Raw genomic sequence first — 18,033 nt, 5'->3', positions numbered from 1 at the left:
CGTGAGGGAGCGGGTGGGGGAGGTCAGATGGAGACGTGGGAGAACAGGCCGGCGAGCGTGCCGCCGATGAGCGGGCCGACGATCGGCACCCACGAGTAGCCCCAGTTGCTGCCGCCCTTGCCCTTGATGGGCAGCAGGGCGTGCGCGATGCGCGGGCCGAGGTCGCGGGCCGGGTTGATGGCGTAGCCGGTGGGCCCGCCGAGGCTCGCGCCGATGCCGACGACGAGCAGCGCCACGGCCAGCGGGCCGAGCGCGACCGGGGTGTCACCGAACCGCAGGATGATGTAGATCAGCACGAAGGTGCCGATGATCTCGGTGACCAGGTTGTCCACGGTGCTCTTGATCGCCGGGCCCGTGGAGAAGGTGCCGAGGATGGTGCCCTGGTCGGGCTCGGCGTCGTAGTGCTTGCGGTAGGCGGCCCAGGCGAGCACGGCGCCCAGGATCGCGCCGACCAGCTCGCCGGCGAAGTAGACCAGGGTGGCGGTGAACGTCACCGGTACACCCGGTGCGTACTCGTCGGCCCCGCTGGCCCACAGCCCGACGGTCACCGCCGGGTTCAGATGGGCTCCCGAGGTGGCCGCGGCGTAGACGCCGGCGAAGACGGCGAGCCCCCAGCCGAAGATGATGACGATGTAGCCGCCGCCGAGGCCGCCGGACTTGGCCAGCAGGACGTTGGCGACCACGCCCACGCCGAGCAGGATCAAGATGGCGGTACCGGTGACTTCACTGGCGAAGACGGTCAGCAGACCGACGCTGTCCACGTGTAGGCGCTCCTCACAACGGGCCCGCTCCGATGCGGGCCGTGGATGTCCCACCCGGTGTGGTGATCACCGTCACCGGGTGTGGTGCGGACCGTATGAGTGCCGATGTGACCCGGACAACACGCCTGGTGCGACATGGTCGTACCAGGTCAGGGAGCGCCCCAGGCGATGCTGAGCTGGACCGCGCGCTCCCACGTCGGGTACTCGGCGGTGAGGGCGCGCGCCCGCTCCGGGGACGGCGACCACTGGGCCGCTCGGTGCCAGTTGCGCCGCAGCGCCTCGACGTCCGACCACAGCCCCACGGCGAGCCCCGCGGCGTAGGCGGCGCCCAGGGAGACCGTCTCCCCCACCATCGGCCGCACCACCGGGGTGTCCAGGGCGTCGGCGACGAACTGCATGAGCAGGTTGTTGGTGGTCATCCCGCCGTCGACCCGCAGCGCCGGCAGCGACAGCCCGGAGTCCGCCGCCATCGCCCGGACGACGTCCCGGGTCTGCCAGCCGGTCGCCTCCAGTGCCGCCCGGGCCAGGTGCCCCTTGGTGACGTAGGAGGTGAGCCCGGCGACCAGCCCACGGGCCTCGCCCCGCCAGTGCGGGGCCAGCAGCCCGGAGAACGCCGGGACGACGTAGCAGCCGCCGTTGTCGCTGACGGTGCGGGCCAGCGTCTCGACCTCCGCGGCCGAGGAGATGAGCCCCAGCCCGTCGCGCAGCCACTGCACCAGGGCGCCGGCCACCGCCACCGAGCCCTCCAGCGCGTAGTGCACCGGCTCGCCGGCCAGCTGGTAGGCCACCGTGCTGATCGACCCCGAGCGGGTGCGCACCAGCTCGGTGCCGGTGTTCTGCAGCAGGAAGCTCCCCGTCCCGTAGGTGCACTTGGCCTCGCCCGGCGCGAAGCAGGTCTGGCCGAACAGGGCCGCCTGCTGGTCGCCCAGCGCACCGGTGATCGGCAGCGCCGGGGACAGCGCCGTGGCCGTCCCGAGGACGCCGACCGACGGGCGGATCTCGGGCAGCATCGCGGCCGGGACGTCGAAGAAGGCGAGCAGGTCGGGGTCCCAGCGGCAGGTGCGCACGTCCATCAGCAGCGTGCGGCTGGCGTTGGTCACGTCGGTGACGTGCACCCCGCCGTCCGGGCCGCCGGTGAGGTTCCAGATCAGCCAGGTCTCCATCGTGCCGAACAGCAGCTGGCCGCGTTCGGCCCGCTCCCGGGCGCGGGGGACGTGGTCGAGGATCCAGCGCAACCGGGGCCCGGAGAAGTAGCCGGCGATCGCCATGCCGCTGCGCTCGGCCACCAGCGCGGCCCCCTGCCGCGCAGCCAGCTCGGTGACCAGGTCGTCGGTGCGGGTGTCCTGCCAGACCAGCGCGCGGGTCACCGGCCGGCCGGTGTCCCGGTCCCACACCACGGTCGTCTCGCGCTGGTTGGCGATGCCCAGCGCCATCACCTCACCGGTGCCCGGGACGTCGGCGAGCACCTGGGCGGCGGTGCGCTGGGTGTTCGCCCAGATCTCCATCGGGTCGTGCTCGACCCAGCCCGGGCGCGGGAAGTACTGCCGGTGCTCCCGCTGCCGGACGGCGACCATCCGCCCGCCCCGGTCGAAGACCAGGGACCGCGTCGACGTCGTCCCCTGGTCGACGGCGAGCACGTACCGCTCAGGCACCGGGGGCGCCCAGCTCGCGGGAGACGGCGTGCGCCGCATCGATGACCATCGACAGCACCAGCGGGCGCGGGACGCCGGCGGCGTCGAACAGCGCGCTGCGCGTCCCGCTGACGCCCAGGGCCGCCACGACCAGCCCGCCGGCGCCGCGCACCGGTGCGGCGATCCCGCCGAACCCGGGGTTGGCCTCGGCGCGGTCGGCCGCCCAGCCGCGGGCGCGCACCTCGCCAAGCTCCGCCGCGACCGCAGGGGGCCGGGGGCCCGACCGGGAGCCGGTGTGCGGGTGGCTGTGCGCGAGCAGCACCTTGCCCAGCGCGCTGCTGGGCGGCAGCGCGGTGCCGACCTCGAGCAGTTGGGCGGAGTCGTCGGGCCGGAAGACGTGGTGGACGACGACGACCTCGTCGCCGGAGAGGGTGGCCAGCCGGACGGCGTGCCCGCTGCGGGCGGCCAGCGCGTCGGCCCAGTTCGACGCCCGGGCGCGCAGCTCGTTGGTGTCGAGGGAGGAGCCCAGCCGCAGCAGTGCGGTGCCCAGGGAGTAGCGGCCGGTCGCCGGGTCCTGCTCCACGAAGCCGACCAGCAGCAGCGTGCGCAGCAGGCTGTGCGCGGTGGTCTTGGCCAGCCCGACGGCCTCGGCGATGTCGGTGACCCCGAGCGTCCCGCCGGACCCGGCCACCACCTGCAGGATGGCCGCCGCCCGCTCGATGGACTGCACGCTCCCGGGCACGGCGCGACCGTAGGCCATTCCCGGGCGCAGCGGAGCCCGCCGGGCTGTGCGACATCGTCGGACGCCGGCCCTCGGCGCGGGTGCCGCGACCGACCTACCGTGGGGTGCCAGAGGCCACAGCGAGGTGCGCCGGCCCGGCACGAGGAGCTCTCACATGACCGCTGTCCCCCCGCTCGGTCCGCAGCAGCGCGCCGAGGCCTGGGCCGAACTGGCCCGGGGCGAGTTCGAGGTCCTCGTCGTCGGTGGCGGGGTGACCGGTGCCGGAGTCGCGCTGGACGCCGCCACCCGCGGCCTGCGCACGGCGATGGTGGAGGCGCGTGACTTCGCCAGCGGCACGTCGTCCCGCTCCTCCAAGCTCTTCCACGGTGGCCTGCGCTACCTGGAGCAGTTCGACTTCGGCCTGGTCCGCGAGGCGCTGCACGAGCGCGACCTCTCGGTGAACCGGATCGCACCGCACCTGGTCAAGCCGGTGCCCTTCCTCTACCCGCTGACCCACCGCGGCTGGGAGCGGCCCTACGTCACCGCCGGCCTGGCGCTCTACGACGGCCTGGCCCGCTTCGGCGCGCTGTCGGAGCCCATGCCCGGGCAGAAGCACCTGACCCGCACCGGCGCCCGCCGGATGTTCCCCGCGCTCAAGGAGCACGCGTTCGTCGGCGCGGTGCGCTACTACGACGCCCAGGCCGACGACGCCCGGCACACCCTCACCGTGGCCCGCACCGCCGCCGCCTACGGCGCGACCGTGCTGAACTCCGCCGAGGTCGTCTCCTTCGCCCACGCCGGCGGCCGCGTCGTCGGCGCCCGGGTGCGTGACGTGGAGACCGGCCAGGAGGTCGACGTCCGCAGCGAGGTCGTGGTCAACGCGACCGGGGTGTGGACCGACGACCTGCAGACCCTGGTCGGCGGCCGCGGCCGGTTCCACGTGCGGGCCAGCAAGGGCGTGCACATCGTCGTCCCGCGCGACCGGATCAACGGCGAGGCCGGCCTGATCCTGCGCACCGAGAAGTCCGTGCTGTTCGTGATCCCGTGGGGCAGCCACTGGATCATCGGCACCACCGACACCGACTGGTCGCTGGACAAGGCGCACCCGGCGGCGTCCCGGGCCGACATCGACTACATCCTCGAGCACGTCAACGAGGTGCTCTCGGTGCCGATCACGCACGACGACATCACCGGCGTCTACGCCGGGCTGCGCCCGCTGCTGTCGGGCGAGGAGGAGTCGACCAGCCAGCTCTCCCGCGAGCACGCCGTCGCCCGGCCGATGCCCGGCGTGATCGCCGTCGCCGGCGGCAAGTACACGACCTACCGCCCGATGGCCGCCGACGCGGTCGACGCCGTGGCCGAGGACGTCACCCGCCGGGTGCCGCCGAGCGTCACCGAGGACATCCCGCTGGTCGGCGCCGAGGGCTACAAGGCGATGGTCAACTCCCTCGACTCGCTCAGCGAGCGCTGGGGCATCCCGCGCTTCGCCGCCGAGCACCTGCTCAACCGGTTCGGCTCGCTGACCCCGGAGGTGCTCGCCCTGGCCGCCGACGACCCGTCGCTGCTCCAGCCGGTGCCCGGTGGCGAGGAGTACCTGATGGTCGAGATGGTCTACGCGGCCGCACACGAGGGCGCCCTGCACCTGGACGACCTGCTCGCCCGGCGCACCCGGATCTCCATCGAGACCCCGCACCGCGGCGTGGAGTCGGCCGAGCCGGTGGCCCGTGCCGTGGCCGGGGTGCTCGGCTGGGACGCCGCGCGCATCGCCAGCGAGGTCGACAGCTACCGCGCCCGGGTCGACGCCGAGCGGCGCTCGCAGGAGGCCGGCGACGACCTGGCGGCCGACGCCGTCCGGCTCGCCGCGCCCGACACCCGCGCCGTCGCCGTGGGCCGCGCCCTCGCCTGAGGGACACCCCCGCCCGGACGCAGCAGTGATCAGGTGACCTGATCAGAGACTGTCCCCCCGCATCAACGCTGGTGCAGGGGGACAGTCTCCGCTGCAGGGGGACGGCGTCCCGGCCAGGACGGTGAGAGCGGTGCCGACGGGGGTCGGGAACGCCCCCGATGCACCGCTGTATCCAATACAGTGGTGCATCGTGACGGAGGCGGACGGCGAGCGGCCCCGGCGGCGCCGTGAGGCGACCGTGGAGCGACTGCTCGACGCCGCGCTGGAGACCTTCGCCGAGCAGGGCTTCGCGGCCTCCAGCGTCGAGGACGTCTGCGGCCGCGGTGGGTTCACCCGCGGCGCGTTCTACTCCAGCTTCCGCAGCAAGGACGAGCTCTTCGCCGCCCTGATGCACCGCGAGGTCGAGCGCGACCTCGCCCGGGCCGCCGACATGCTGACCGGCCTGGTCGACGAGCCCGACCCGGTCACCGCCGCCGTCGACCGCGGCCTGGCGCTGTTCCGGGTCGGCCGGGTCTGGACGCTGGTCACCACCGAGTACGTGCTGCACGCCGCCCGGCACCCCGAGGCCGCCGAGGTGCTCCGCCGCTACCGCCGGCAGATGCAGGACAGCCTCGTCGAGCTGATCACGCCCGCGCTGGCCGAGGCCGGGCTGCACCTGCGGGTGCCCGCCGCCGAGCTGATGCAGGCGGTCTTCGCCCTGCACGCCGGCATGACCGTGCTGTCCCTGACCGACCCGGCCGAGGCCGACGGGCTGCGGCGTGACGCGCTGCTGCTGCTCGTCCGGGGCGCCGTGAGCACCACCCCCGACCACCCCCTGACCGGCTGATCCAGGAGAACCGATGTCGACGCTGCTCTACCGCCTGGGCCGTGCCGCCTACCGCCGGCGCGTGCTCTTCTCCGCGGCGTGGGTGGTGGTGCTCGGCGCCGTCATCGCCCTGTTCCTGACGATCGGTGGGGAGTTCGACGACGAGTTCACCATCCCGGGCTCGGAGTCCCAGGCCGCACTGGACCAGCTCGGCCAGGCCTCCCCCGGTGCCGCCGGTGCCGGCGCACAGCTGGTGTTCATCGCCCCCGAGGGCGCGACGGTCGTCGACCCGCAGTACGCCGCGGCGATCGGTGAGGTCGTGGCCACGGCCGGTGCGGTCGACCAGGTCGCGGCGGTGCAGGACCCCTTCACCAGCCAGGCGGTCAGCCCCGACGGCCGGGCGGCGCTGGCGTCGGTGCAGTACGGCGTGAGCGCCGACCAGCTCTCCGGCGACGCCCTCGAGCAGCTCCAGCAGGCCACCGGTGCGGCCACCGCGGCCGGCATGGAGGTCGAGGTCGGCGGGAACGCGTTCAACACCGGCGCGGTCACCGTCGGGCCCACCGAGCTGGTCGGCGTCGTCGTCGCCGTCCTGGTGCTCGTGGTGACCTTCGGCTCGCTGCTGGCGGCCGGGATGAACCTGCTGACCGCGCTGGTCGGGGTGGGGATCGGGCTGACCGGGCTGCTGGCGACGTCCGGGGTGATCACGCTGTCGTCCACCGCCCCGACGCTGGCGCTGATGGTCGGCCTGGCGGTCGGCATCGACTACACGCTGTTCATCCTGTCCCGGCACCGCTCCCAGCTGGCCGCCGGCATGGCACCCGAGGAGTCCGCAGCCCGGGCCACCGGCACCGCGGGCTCCGCCGTCGTCTTCGCCGGCCTGACGGTGATCATCGCGCTGGCCGGGCTGTCCGTCGTCGGCATCCCCTTCCTCACCGTGATGGGTCTGGGCGCGGCCGGCACCGTGCTGGTCGCCGTCCTCGTCGCGCTCACCCTGCTGCCGGCGCTGCTGGGCTTCGCCGGTGCGCGGCTGGTGCCGGGGCCCGGGTCGCGGGCCGCCCGCCGGGAGCAGGCGCTGGCCGAGCACGCCGGTGCCCCGGCGCGCACCGGCGGCGCCCGCTGGGCCGCCCTGGTCACCCGGCGCCCGGCGCTCACCGTGGCCGTCTGCGTGGTCGGCCTGCTGGTCATGGCGATCCCGGCGCTGCAGCTGCGCCTCTCGCTGCCCGACGCCGGCACCGCCCCTGCGGACACCACCGAGCGGCAGGCCTACGACGCCGTCAGCCGGTACTTCGGCCCCGGCGTCAACGGGCCGATCCTGGTCCTCCTCAGCGAGCTGGACCCGGCGACCGCCGAGCAGACCGCGAACGAGGCGGCGGTGACCATCGGCGGCACGCCCACGGGGACGCCGGGGCAGTTCGACGGCGGCCTGGACGACGTCGTCTACGCCGCCCCGCAGCTGCTGCCCGGCGGCACCGACGCCATCGTGCAGGTGGTGCCGGAGAGCGGCCCGCAGGACGAGGCCACCACCGACCTGGTCACCGCGCTGCGGGACACCGGCGCCGAGCTGGAGGCCCGCACGGGCGCCCAGGTGGCGGTCACCGGGCAGACCGCGGTGGCCATCGACGTCTCCACCCGGCTCGCGCAGGCGCTGCTCCCCTTCACGCTCGTCGTCGTCGGCCTGGCGCTGGTCCTGCTGCTGCTGGTGTTCCGCTCGGTCCTGGTGCCGGTGAAGGCCGCACTCGGCTTCCTGCTGTCGGTGGGCGCCTCCTTCGGCGCCGTCGTGGCGGTCTTCCAGTGGGGCTGGCTGATGGACGTCTTCGGCGTCCCGGCCACCGGGCCGGTGATCAGCTTCATGCCGATCCTGCTCATGGCCGTGCTCTTCGGCCTGGCCATGGACTACGAGGTCTTCCTGGTCTCCCGGATGCGCGAGGAGTTCGTGCACGGCGGGGCGCCGCGGGAGTCGGTCGTCGCCGGGATGCGGCACGCCGCGCGGGTGGTCGTCGCGGCCGCGCTGATCATGTTCGCGGTGTTCGCCAGCTTCGTGCACATCGACGACGTGACGGTGAAGGCGATCGCCTTCGGTCTGGCCGTCGGCGTGCTGGTCGACGCCTTCGTCGTCCGGATGACCCTGGTGCCGGCGGTGCTGGCGCTGGTCGGGCGCTCGGCCTGGTGGCTGCCGCGCTGGCTGGACCGCCTGCTCCCCGACCTGGACGTCGAGGGCGCCCGGCTGGACGCCGTGCGCGCGCCCGAGCCCGAGCCCGAGCCCGCCGGACGGCGCTGATGCTCCGTCGGTTCCACGTGGAACGCGACGGCCCCTCCCGGGGCGGTCGGGCGGCCGCGTGATGGGATCGGGGGCGTGACTGGCGAACCGGACGTCCCCGCCCAGGTGATCGACCCGAGGGCGATGCGCGACGTGCTCGGGCACTTCGCCTCCGGCGTCACCGTCGTGACCGCGATGGGGACCGACGGCCCGGTGGGCTTCACCTGCCAGTCGTTCAGCTCGCTGTCGCTGGACCCACCGCTGGTCACCTTCGCCCCGTCGCGCACCTCCACCACCTGGCCGCGACTGCGCGAGGCCGGGCGCTTCTGCGTCAACGTGCTCTCGGAGGACCAGCGGGCGCTGTCGGGGCAGTTCGCCCGCACCGGCACCGACAAGTTCGCCGGTGTCGACTGGGCGCCCAGCGCGCACGGCTCGCCGGTGCTCGACGGGGTCGTGGCCTGGATCGACGGGGAGCTGTGGGCCGAGTACGAGGGCGGTGACCACACGATCGTCGTGGCCCGGGTCCTGGACCTGGGCGCGGACGCATCCCGGACGCCGCTGCTGTTCCACCGCGGCGGCTACGGCGTGCGGGCGGCCCTGCCCGACCCGGGGGCCTGAGGAAGGACCCCGCTGCCCCCCACCACTCGCGAGCTCGCGGCGGGCCCCTGCAGCGGGGCCGTCAGGAGAACCGGACGGCGATGACCGCGACGTCGTCCCGGCGGTCGGGGTGCGGCCCCACCGCGTGCACGCACAGCTCGACCGGGGAGGCGTCGACCGGCGCCGCGGACAGCCGGGTCATCAGGGAGGCGATCCCCTGGTCGAGGTCCTCACCGGGACGCTCGATGAGACCGTCGGTGTAGGCGACCAGCGTCGACCCCGGCGGGATGGCCACCTCGCGGGAGGCCCGCACGTGGGTGGCGTCGACACCGATCAGCAGCCCGGTGATGCCGTCGAGCACCTCCACGCTGCCGTCGACGTGCCGCAGCAGCAGCGGCGGGTGGCCGGCGTTGGCCAGCTGCATCCGCCACGGCTCCCCCGGCCCGGTCGGGCGCACGACCCGGCCGTAGACCATGGTCGCCATCGGCGCGACGTGCAGGCCCTGCACCAGCCGGTCGACCCGGCCGAGGATATCCCCGGTGTCGCCGTCCCCGGCGTCCCAGGCGCAGGCCCGCAGCAGACCGCGGAGATGGCCCATCGCCGCGGCGGCGGCGACGTCGTGGCCGACCACGTCGCCGATCGCGATCCCCACGCTGCCGTCGGGCAGGTGGAGCATGTCGTAGAAGTCGCCGCCCACGTCGGCGCTGCTGGACGCGCTGAGGTACTGGGCGGCGGCGGTGATGCCGGGGATCGTGGGGAGCTCGGGGAGCAGTGACCGCTGCAGCGTCTCGGCGACCGTGTGCTCCTGCTGGTAGAGCCGCACGTTGTCCATCGACAGCGCCGCGCGCCGGGACAGGTCGCGGGCCAGCTCGACGTCCTCGGTGGTGAACGGCTGCCGCTGGTCGGTCTTGACCATGGCCATCGCGCCGAGCATCCGGCGGCGGGCGACCAGCGGCACGGTCAGCACCGAGGCCCCGCCCAGGGAGCGGAACAGCTCGGCCGTGCGCGCCGTCGGGAAGACCCGGTCGGTCCACTCCTCGGTGACCCGGGCCTGCAGCACCGGCTCGCTGCTGGTCAGCGACCGGCGCGTCGGCGAGTTCTCCGGGAGGTTGCTGACGTGCAGCTCGGCCAGCTCCTGGAGCTCGGCGGCGCGGCCGTCGCGGTGCCGGGAGTCGGTGCCGCGGACCACCCCGTGCTCGTCGACCAGGGTCACGAACACCCAGTCGGCCAGCAGCGGCACGCACAGCGCAGCCAGCCGGCCCAGCAGGTCGTCCATGTCCAGGGTGGCGCTCAGCGTGCTCGTCGCCTCGGCCATCAGCGCCAGCCGGCTCTGGGCCCGCTCGGCCTGCACCCGGGCGGCGTCGGCGGCGGCGTGCGCCTCCTCGGCGTCCCGGCGGGCGGCGCGCTCGGCGGCGAAGGCGGCCCGGCGGTCATCCTCGACCCGGACGCGCTCGGTGACGTCGCTCTGCACGCCGACGAAGCTGACCAGCTCGCCCTCGCCGTCGAAGACCGGCGTGATGGACAGCTGGTTCCAGAAGGCGGTGCCGTCCTTGCGGTAGTTCAGCAGCGTGGTGCTGACCGGCTGGTGCTCCTGCAGCGCCTTGCGCAGCTGGGCGATGGTCTCGCGGTCGGTCGCCGGGCCCTGCAGGAAGCGACAGTTGCGCCCGACGCTCTCCTCGTAGGTGTACCCGCTGATCCGGCTGAACGAGGGGTTCACCCAGACCAGCGGGTCGTCCTCCTGGCGCGGGTCGGTGATGGTGAAGGCGATGTCGGTGGCGATGACCGCGCGCTCGCGCAGGTCCTGCAGCTGGGCCTCGGGGTCGTCGGAGAGGGCGGGTTCGTCGATCTTGAGGAAGACCACCAGGGACAGGCGCTGCGCGCTGCCGTCCTGCGACAGCGGGAAGCCGGTCACCCACAGCACCTGGTCCGACGCGTCCGTCGACGCGTCCGCCCGCTCCTGGTCGGAGCTGCGCCGCGGGGACAACCGCACCGCCTCCCCCACCACCGGGCGTCCGGCGGCCACCAGGGACAGCGGGCTGCTCGTGTCGGCCAGCGGGGCCGAGCCCAGGTCGGTGAGCCCGGCGGCGGCGCCCCAGGCGTCCACCGGGACCGGGAGGCGGACGTTGCCGGCGAGCTCGATCGCGGCGGTGTTGGCGTAGGTGACGGTGCCGGCCACCTGGTCGATCACCAGGACGGCGACCGGGACGTCGGAGAGCACGCCCGGCAGGGCCGCCTGCGCACCGCGCTCGGAGTCACTGCCGGTGACCACCGCCTCGGCAGCGCCGACGAGCGAGGCCTGCTGGTCGCGCTCGGTCGGGTCGGAGCCCACGTTCAGGGTGTGGGCCAGCGCGGCAGCGGCCTCGGGGGGGACCTGGGCAGGGACGCGGTCCCCCGGTCGTCTGTCGGACGGCACGGCACGAGACTACCGAGGGGGTCCGTTGCGCACCACGGACCGGCCGTCTGAGCACGCCTTTCGGGTGGTGCGTCACCCGGCGGCGGGCGGGGTAGGGACGACGGACGTCCGGCGCCGAGCGCCGGACGAGGACCACGAGAGAGGACGCGGCATGGGACTCCTGGACCGGCTCTTCGGGCGCAGCCAGCGCACCAGCTCGCCGTACGGCCCCGACCAGCAGTACGCCGGGGAGGAGCGGGGCTACGGGTACGCCCGCCAGCCGGCCCCCGCGGCGCCCACCGGCGGGCAGCGGCCTGCCCGCTCGGCCGACGAACAGGCGGTCGAGCGCTACCGGTACCTGCTGCGCACCGCCCCGCCGGACCAGGTGGAGGCCGCGCACGCCGAGGCGTTCGCCAAGCTGACCCCCGAGCAGCGCGCACAGGTGCTGGAGCAGCTGGCGGCGGCCGGTCCGGCCTCCGAGCGACCCCGTGGGGACGACGCGCAGAGCCTGGCCCGCGCCGCCACCCGCGCCGAGATCCGCCAGCCCGGCACCCTCGAGCGCGTCTTCGGCGGCGGGGGTGGCGGGTACGGCCCCGGCTACGGCGGGGGCGGCTACGGCCCGGGCTACGGCGGCGGCGGCTACGGCGGCAGTGGCTACGGCCGGGGCGGCGGCTTCGGCATGGGCGGCGGCATGGGCATGGGCAGCATGATCGGCGGCAGCATGCTGGGCACGATCGGCGGGCTCGTCGTCGGCACGGCGGTGGCCGACGCGCTGTTCGACACCGGCCTCGGCGACGGCGGCCTGTTCGGTGGCGGCGACGAGGAGGCCTACGCCGAGGGCTACCAGGACGGCGATCAGTCCGACGACGGTGGCGGCGACGGCGGCGACGGTGGCGGCGACGGCGGTGACGGCGGCGGCGCCGACTACGACGCCGGCGGCTACCAGGACGGCGGCGGCTTCGACGGTGGTGGCGGCGACTTCGACGGCGGCGGAGACTTCGGCGGCGAGTTCTGACGCCGGCGGCCCGGCCCGGTCAACCCGGGCCGGGCCGCCCGTGCGCGTCGCCGTCCGGGGCGTCGAGCTCGGACAGGTGGCGCAGCCACAGCAGCCCGAGCACCGGCAGCACCAGCGGGACGTAGCCGTAGCCCTGGCCGAACCCCGACCAGACCGTGGCGTCGGGGAAGGCCGCCGGGTCGACCAGCGAGAGCGTGCCGACCACGAGCACCCCGGCCAGCTCCACGCCGCAGGCGGCCATCGCGGTGCGCCGTCCGTTCCGGCCGCCCCGGGCCAGGCCCACGGTGGCCACGACGTAGACGACCGCGGCCAGCGCGGACAGCAGGTAGGCGACCGGCGCCTCGTCGAACTGCACCGCGAGCTGGACGACGGCGCGGGCGCCGGCGGCCAGGGCGAACACGCCGTAGACCGCGACGAGCACCCGACCCGGACCGCGGGCGGTGTCGGCGCCGGTCGGCTCCGGTGCGGGCCCGCCCAGCGGGGAGTCAGCCACCGGTGACCGCCCACAGGTCGACCAGCCGCCACAGCATCACCGCGACGGTGAGCGCGGCGACGCCGAGCACGGTGCCGGCCCAGCGGGTGGGCTCGGTGCGCGCCCACAGCACGCCGGCGACCGGCAGCAGCACCACGCTGCCCAGGTAGGCGGCGAAGGTGGTCAGCTCGGCCGGGCGGTGCCCGCCGACGAGCCGCACGACGGCGAGCACCCCCTGCACGACCAGCAGCAGCTCCAGCACGCCGGCGACGGCCAGGTGCGCGGTGCCGATCCGCCGGCGCAGCACCGTGCTCAGCGCCCCCACCCCGGCCAGGACGACGGCGACGACGGTGAGGACGACGACGAGGGGCGTGCTCATCGGCACCGGCCGGGAGGTGAGGGCTGCACGCCCCCATCCTCCCGCGTCCTCCTTCAGCGGTGGACGGAGGACATGTCCGGGTAGCGGTCGCCGGCGGTGGACCCCGCCGGGGCGGCCGCGTCGAGCGCACGCAGGTCGTCGGCGGTCAGCTCGACGTCGGCGGCCGCTGCGTTCTCCTCCAGGTAGGACACCCGCTTGGTGCCCGGGATCGGCACGATCGTCGGGTTCCCGTCGCGCCCGGACTGCGCCATGACCCAGGCCAGGGCGAGCTGGGTGGCGGTGACGCCCTTGGCGTCGGCGATCTTCCGGACCCGGTCGACCAGCTCGAGGTTCGCCGCGAACGCCTCGCCCTGGAAGCGGGGGTTGTGCCGGCGGAAGTCGTCGGGCGCCAGGTCCTCGATGCTGCGGATCTGCCCGGACAGGAAGCCGCGGCCGATCGGGGAGTAGGCGACGAAGCCGATGCCCAGCTCGGCGCAGACGGCCAGCACGCCGTCGTCCTCGGGGTCGCGGGACCACAGCGAGTACTCGGTCTGCAGCGCCGTCACCGGCTGGACGGCGTGCGCCCGGCGGATGGTGTCCGGGGCGGCCTCGGAGATGCCGGCGTGCCGGATCTTCCCGGCCTCGACCAGCTCCCTCATCGCGCCCCAGGTGTCCTCGATCGGCACGGTCGTGTCGACGCGGTGCTGGTAGTAGAGGTCGATGACGTCGACGCCGAGGCGCTGCAGCGAGGCGTCGCAGGCGGCGTGCACGTACTCGGGCCGGCCGTTGATGCCGAGGAAGGAGCCGTCCTCGCTGCGCTCGTTGCCGAACTTGGTGGCCAGGGTGACCTCCTCGCGGCGGCCGGCGATCGCCTGCCCGACGAGGCGCTCGTTGGTGAAGGGGCCGTACATGTCGGCGGTGTCGAGGAACGTGACGCCGAGGTCGAGGGCGCGGCCGATCGTCCGCTCGGCCTCTGCCTGGTCGCCGGTCCCGTAGAACTCGCTCATGCCCATGCAGCCCAGGCCCTGGGCGGAGACGGTCAGGTCGCGGAGCTGTCGGATCTGCATGAAGGGTGCGTGCCCCGGATGTGCACGGGTCAACCAGTCGCGGCGACGCGGCGCACCGGGCACACCACCGGCGTCCCGGACGTCGGGTCGCGCAGGACGGCGGCCTCGACGCCGTACAGCTCGCGCACCAGCCCGGCGGTGACGACGTCGGCGGGCGGTCCCTCGGCGACCACCCGCCCGTCGCGCATGGCGACCAGGTGGTCGGCGTGCCGGCAGGCGGTGGACAGGTCGTGCAGCACCAGGACCACGGTGCGGCCCTGCGCGGCCAGGTCGGCCACCAGCTCCAGCACCTCGAGCTGGTGGCCGAGGTCGAGCGCGGAGGTGGGCTCGTCGAGCAGCACGACCGCGGTCTGCTGGGCGACCACCATGGCGATCCAGGCCCGCTGCCGCTGCCCGCCGGAGAGCTGGTCCAGCGGGCGGTCGGCGAGGTCGAGCAGGTCGGCGGCGGCCAGCGCCCCGTGCACGGCGGCGGCGTCCTCCGGCGACCACTGGCGCAGCAGCCCCTGGTGCGGGTGCCGGCCGTAGCGCACCAGGTCGCGGACGGTCAGCCCGTCGGGTGCTGCGGCCTGCTGGGGCAGCAGCCCGATCCGCCGGGCGGCGTCCCGGGGCCGCAGCGTGGCCAGGTCGCGGCCGTCGAGCAGGACGGCGCCGCCCTGCGCCTCGTGCACCCGGGCCAGCGCGCCGAGCAGGGTGGACTTGCCGCAGCCGTTGGGCCCGACGATCGCCGTCACCTGCCCGGGCGGCAGCCGCAGGTCCAGGGCGTGGACGACGCGGGTGCCGTCGTAGCCGAGGTCCAGGGCCTCGGTGACGAGGTCGGCGGGGTCGGCCACGGTGTCCCCCCGGGTGGGGCGGGGTGCCTCCAGCGTGCTCACGCGAGCCTCCTCGATCGGGTGGCCAGCAGCAGCCACAACAGGTAGGGGCCGCCGATGACGGCGGTGACCAGGCCGGCGGGCAGTTCCAGCGGCGCGGCGACCGTGCGGCCGGCCAGGTCGGCGAGCAGCACGACCAGCGCACCGGCCAGCGCCGCGCCGAACACCGGCACGACTCGCGGGCCGGCGGCCTTGCGGGCGATCTCGGGGGCCAGCAGGGCGACCAGCCCCAGCGGCCCGGCGGTGGCCACCGCCAGCCCGGCGGTGACGACGGCGGTGGCGATGACGGCCAGCCGGACCCGCTTCACGCGGGTGCCCAGCCCGACCACGACGGCGTCGGCGAGCCGGAGCAGCCGCAGCTGCCGGCCCAGCACGACCGCCACCGGGAGCGCCACGGCCAGCCCTCCGGCGAGCACCGCCACGGACGTGGCGGAACGGCTGTTGAGGCTGCCGACGCTCCAGGGGAAGGCGGCGTTGGCGTCGTCGATGGCGGCCCGGGCGAGCATCAGCTGGGTGACCGCGCCCAGCGCGGCGCCGACCCCCAGCCCGACGACCAGGAACCGGTACCCGTGGGTGCCGGCGCCGCCAGCGAGGCCCAGCGCCAGCGCTGCGGCGGTCGCCGCGCCCACGAGCGCGAAGGCCGACGGGGAGATGCTCGTGGAGACGGCGACGACGCTGGCCACCGCGAAGGCGGTGGCGCCGTCGTTGAGGCCGACCGTGTCCGGGGTGGCCAGCCGGTTGCGGGCCAGGGTCTGCAGCAGGACCCCGGCGGTGCCCAGCGCCGCGCCGACGGCGAGCGCGGCCGCCACCCGGGGCAGTCGCAGCCGCTGCACCAGCAGGACCTCCCGGTCGCTGCCGGAGCCGAACACCGCCGGCAGCGTGTGCGTCAGCGGCAGCCGGGCGGTGCCCACGGCCAGGCTCACCGCGACCGCGACGACCACCAGCGCGGCGAGCGCGGTGGCGGCCAGGGCGGCCCGGCGGTCGAGGAGCACCGAGCGGCCGCCCAGCGCCAGCCGCCAGGTGCCCGGGGGCGCGGGGGCTGCGGCGCGGGCAGCGGGCCGGGGCAGGGTGGCGGTCACAGCGCCGGCATCCGGGTCGACCGGACGACGGCCACCAGCACGGGGGCGCCGATCATCGCGGTGACCACGCCGAGTGGCATCTCGTAGGGCCGCACCAGCAGCCGGGACGCGACGTCGGCGAGCAGCACCACCGCGGGACCCAGCAGCACGGTCACCGCCAGCACCCGGCGCAGGTCGGGGCCGACGAGCGCCCGGGCCAGGAACGGCACGACCAGCCCGATGAACACGACCGGGCCGGCAGCGGCCACCGCGCCCCCGACGAGCAGCGCGACCGCGACCATCGCCAGGGCGCGGGCCCGGGCGGGGCGGTGGCCCAGCCCGCGGGCGACGGTGTCGCCGAGGGCCAGTGCCGACAGGGGCCGGGCGGCGAGCAGGGCGATCAGCAGGCCGACGGCCAGCACCGGGCCGACCTGGGTGAGGGTGCCGAGGTCGCGGCCGGCCACCGAGCCGACCGTCCAGAACCGGACCTCGTCGGCGGTGCGCTGGTCCAGCAGCAGCACCACCGAGGTCGCCGCGGACAGCAGCCCGGACAGCGCCGCGCCGGCCAGCACCAACCGGACCGGGTCGTCGCCGGCACCCCGCAGCCGGGCCGCGCCCACCGCGAGCAGGCACCCGGCCCCCGCGCCCAGGACGGCGACCCACGGGCCGAGCGAGGCGGCGCTGGCCCCGGATGCGATGACCAGCACGACGGCGAAGGAGGCGCCGGCGCTGACCCCGAGCAGACCGGGCTCGGCCAGCGGGTTGCGCGCGGCGGTCTGCAGGACGGCGCCGGCCACCCCGAGCGCGATGCCCACGGCGACGGCCACCACGGTGCGCGGCACCCGCAGCTGGAGGACGGCGAACCGGGCGTCGGCGTCCCCTCCGCCGCCCAGGACGGCCAGCGCGCGCGCCGGCCCGACCTCCCCGGCGCCGACCGCGAGGCTGGCCAGCACGGCCACCACGAGGACGGCCAGCGCAGGCACCAGGCCGCGCAGCAGCACCGAGCGCACCCTGCTCCCCCGTTCCACCACGGCCTTGCCAGCCTGTTGTTAGGCGAGGCTAACCTACGGCCGCGGCGCCGATGGACGGTGCCGTACCCGAACGCTGGAGGACCCCTGTGACCCACCTGCCCGGAGCGCGCCGCCGCCCGGTCCGCGCCGCCGCGACCCTGGCCGCCGCCGCCCTGGCCCTGTCCGCCTGCGGGAGCAGCGAGACGGCGTCCCCCGCGGCCGACGCGGCCAGCGAGGCAGCCGCCTCGGAGACCACGGTCGGCACCGCCTTCGGCGAGGTCGCCGTGCCGGCCGACCCCCAGCGCGTGGTCACGCTGGCCGAGAACGCGCTCGACGTCGCCCTGTCGGTCGGCGTCACCCCGGTCGGCACCACGGCCAGCCGCGGCGGGAACGCCGCCCCGGCCTACCTCGGCGAGGCTGCCGCGGCCATCCCGGTCGTCGCGACGGTGGCCGAGCCGAACCTCGAGGCGGTCCTGGAGGCCGAGCCCGACCTGATCCTCGCCTCGGCCGGACTGGCGCAGGAGCAGTACGACGCGCTGACGGCCATCGCGCCGACCGTCGTCCCGGACACGGCCACCGGCGGGGACTGGCAGGAGCCGCTGCACGTCTACGCCCAGGCGCTCGGCGCCGACGACGAGCTGACCGCGGACCTGGACGCGATCACCGCCCGGGCCGAGGCGGTGGCCGCCGCCGGTTCCCTCGACGGCACCGCCGCCGTGCTCCGCTGGATGGCCAACGGCGCGCTGGTGATGAACTCCGCGCTCATGCCCGGCTCCCTGCTGCAGGCCGCCGGCGCCGACCCGCTGCCGATCGCCGACCTCGGTGCCGAGCCGCACAGCGACCCGCTGTCCCTGGAGAACCTCGGCCAGGTCGACGCCGACCGGCTGTTCGTCGCCGCCTTCGGCGCCGACGGCAAGGGGGCGCTGGAGGCCGCCAAGGCCCAGCCCGCCTTCACCCAGCTCGGCGCCGTCCAGGCCGGGACGACGTCGGAGGTCGACGGCTCGGTGTGGAGCAGCGCCTCGGGTCCGACCGCCGCGCAGCTGGTCATGGACGACATCGAGGCCGCAGCCTCCTGACCCACCCGGACGCCGCCTCTGCCCGGGGCGGCGTCCGT

General features: G+C 75.5%; 16 protein-coding genes. 6 read left to right on the top strand and 10 right to left on the bottom strand.

The features are described from left to right. Positions 1-23: 23 nt before the first annotated feature. From GCU67_RS06055 to GCU67_RS06045, 3 genes are all read right to left on the bottom strand, one after another. Positions 24-761, bottom strand: coding sequence for an MIP/aquaporin family protein (locus tag GCU67_RS06055; RefSeq protein WP_338104808.1), 738 nt, complete (start codon positions 759-761; stop codon positions 24-26). A 149-nt stretch (positions 762-910) separates the two neighbouring features. After that, complete coding sequence (glpK, locus tag GCU67_RS06050; RefSeq protein ID WP_163610148.1) at positions 911-2,413, bottom strand: glycerol kinase GlpK; 1,503 nt, start codon at positions 2,411-2,413, stop codon at positions 911-913. Continuing rightward, positions 2,406-3,134 (bottom strand): IclR family transcriptional regulator domain-containing protein, encoded by a 729-nt coding sequence (locus tag GCU67_RS06045; RefSeq protein ID WP_163610147.1) that lies wholly within the window; start codon positions 3,132-3,134, stop codon positions 2,406-2,408. The genes glpK and GCU67_RS06045 overlap by 8 nt, the downstream gene beginning before the upstream one ends. Before the next feature lie 154 nt (positions 3,135-3,288). Between GCU67_RS06045 and GCU67_RS06040 the strand changes: the two genes are divergently transcribed. From GCU67_RS06040 to GCU67_RS06025, 4 genes are all read left to right on the top strand, one after another. Further along, positions 3,289-5,019 (top strand): glycerol-3-phosphate dehydrogenase/oxidase, encoded by a 1,731-nt coding sequence (locus GCU67_RS06040; protein WP_163610146.1) that lies wholly within the window; start codon positions 3,289-3,291, stop codon positions 5,017-5,019. A gap of 190 nt (positions 5,020-5,209) precedes the next feature. Next, positions 5,210-5,845, top strand: a complete 636-nt coding sequence (locus GCU67_RS06035; protein WP_163610145.1) for a TetR family transcriptional regulator — start codon at positions 5,210-5,212, stop codon at positions 5,843-5,845. Positions 5,846-5,858: 13 nt separating this feature from the next. Continuing rightward, positions 5,859-8,102, top strand: a complete 2,244-nt coding sequence (locus GCU67_RS06030) for an MMPL family transporter (RefSeq protein WP_163610144.1) — start codon at positions 5,859-5,861, stop codon at positions 8,100-8,102. Between the two features lie 75 nt (positions 8,103-8,177). Continuing rightward, a complete protein-coding gene (locus GCU67_RS06025) occupies positions 8,178-8,699 on the top strand; it encodes a flavin reductase family protein (protein WP_338104807.1) in 522 nt (173 codons plus the stop codon). A 61-nt stretch (positions 8,700-8,760) separates the two neighbouring features. Here GCU67_RS06025 and GCU67_RS06020 read toward each other — a convergent pair whose 3' ends face one another. Beyond that, complete coding sequence (locus GCU67_RS06020) at positions 8,761-11,007, bottom strand: SpoIIE family protein phosphatase (RefSeq protein WP_338104806.1); 2,247 nt, start codon at positions 11,005-11,007, stop codon at positions 8,761-8,763. Positions 11,008-11,242: 235 nt separating this feature from the next. On the opposite strand from GCU67_RS06020, the gene GCU67_RS06015 reads away from it, so the two are divergent. After that, entirely contained in the window at positions 11,243-12,085 is an 843-nt protein-coding gene (locus tag GCU67_RS06015; protein WP_163610142.1) for a hypothetical protein, read from the top strand. A gap of 19 nt (positions 12,086-12,104) precedes the next feature. Here GCU67_RS06015 and GCU67_RS06010 read toward each other — a convergent pair whose 3' ends face one another. From GCU67_RS06010 to GCU67_RS05985, 6 genes are read right to left on the bottom strand one after another with little or no spacing between them, the layout of a single operon-like run. Next, positions 12,105-12,578 carry a hypothetical protein gene (locus GCU67_RS06010; RefSeq protein ID WP_338104805.1) on the bottom strand — a complete coding sequence of 158 codons (474 nt, stop codon included), beginning with the start codon at positions 12,576-12,578 and terminating at the stop codon, positions 12,105-12,107. Beyond that, the gene (locus GCU67_RS06005) at positions 12,571-12,936 is read right to left on the bottom strand and encodes a hypothetical protein (protein ID WP_163610141.1); all 366 of its coding nucleotides are present in this window, start codon (positions 12,934-12,936) and stop codon (positions 12,571-12,573) included. Before GCU67_RS06005 ends, GCU67_RS06010 begins: the two co-directional genes overlap by 8 nt. Before the next feature lie 53 nt (positions 12,937-12,989). Next, positions 12,990-13,982, bottom strand: a complete 993-nt coding sequence (locus GCU67_RS06000) for an aldo/keto reductase (RefSeq protein WP_163610140.1) — start codon at positions 13,980-13,982, stop codon at positions 12,990-12,992. 29 nt (positions 13,983-14,011) lie between these two features. Then, entirely contained in the window at positions 14,012-14,854 is an 843-nt protein-coding gene (locus GCU67_RS05995; protein WP_338104804.1) for an ABC transporter ATP-binding protein, read from the bottom strand. Beyond that, a complete protein-coding gene (locus GCU67_RS05990) occupies positions 14,851-15,930 on the bottom strand; it encodes a FecCD family ABC transporter permease (protein WP_338104802.1) in 1,080 nt (359 codons plus the stop codon). Before GCU67_RS05990 ends, GCU67_RS05995 begins: the two co-directional genes overlap by 4 nt. Continuing rightward, the gene (locus tag GCU67_RS05985; RefSeq protein WP_163610139.1) at positions 15,927-16,919 is read right to left on the bottom strand and encodes an iron chelate uptake ABC transporter family permease subunit; all 993 of its coding nucleotides are present in this window, start codon (positions 16,917-16,919) and stop codon (positions 15,927-15,929) included. The genes GCU67_RS05990 and GCU67_RS05985 overlap by 4 nt, the downstream gene beginning before the upstream one ends. 107 nt (positions 16,920-17,026) lie before the next feature. Between GCU67_RS05985 and GCU67_RS05980 the strand changes: the two genes are divergently transcribed. After that, positions 17,027-17,995: an ABC transporter substrate-binding protein gene (locus GCU67_RS05980; RefSeq protein ID WP_211660785.1), complete on the top strand. Its 969-nt coding sequence runs from the start codon at positions 17,027-17,029 to the stop codon at positions 17,993-17,995. Positions 17,996-18,033 lie beyond the last annotated feature (38 nt).

The organism is Modestobacter muralis (genome assembly GCF_010682105.1).
Classification (GTDB): Bacteria; Actinomycetota; Actinomycetes; order Mycobacteriales; family Geodermatophilaceae; genus Modestobacter; species Modestobacter muralis.
This window is presented reverse-complemented; position numbering and strand designations above follow the sequence as displayed.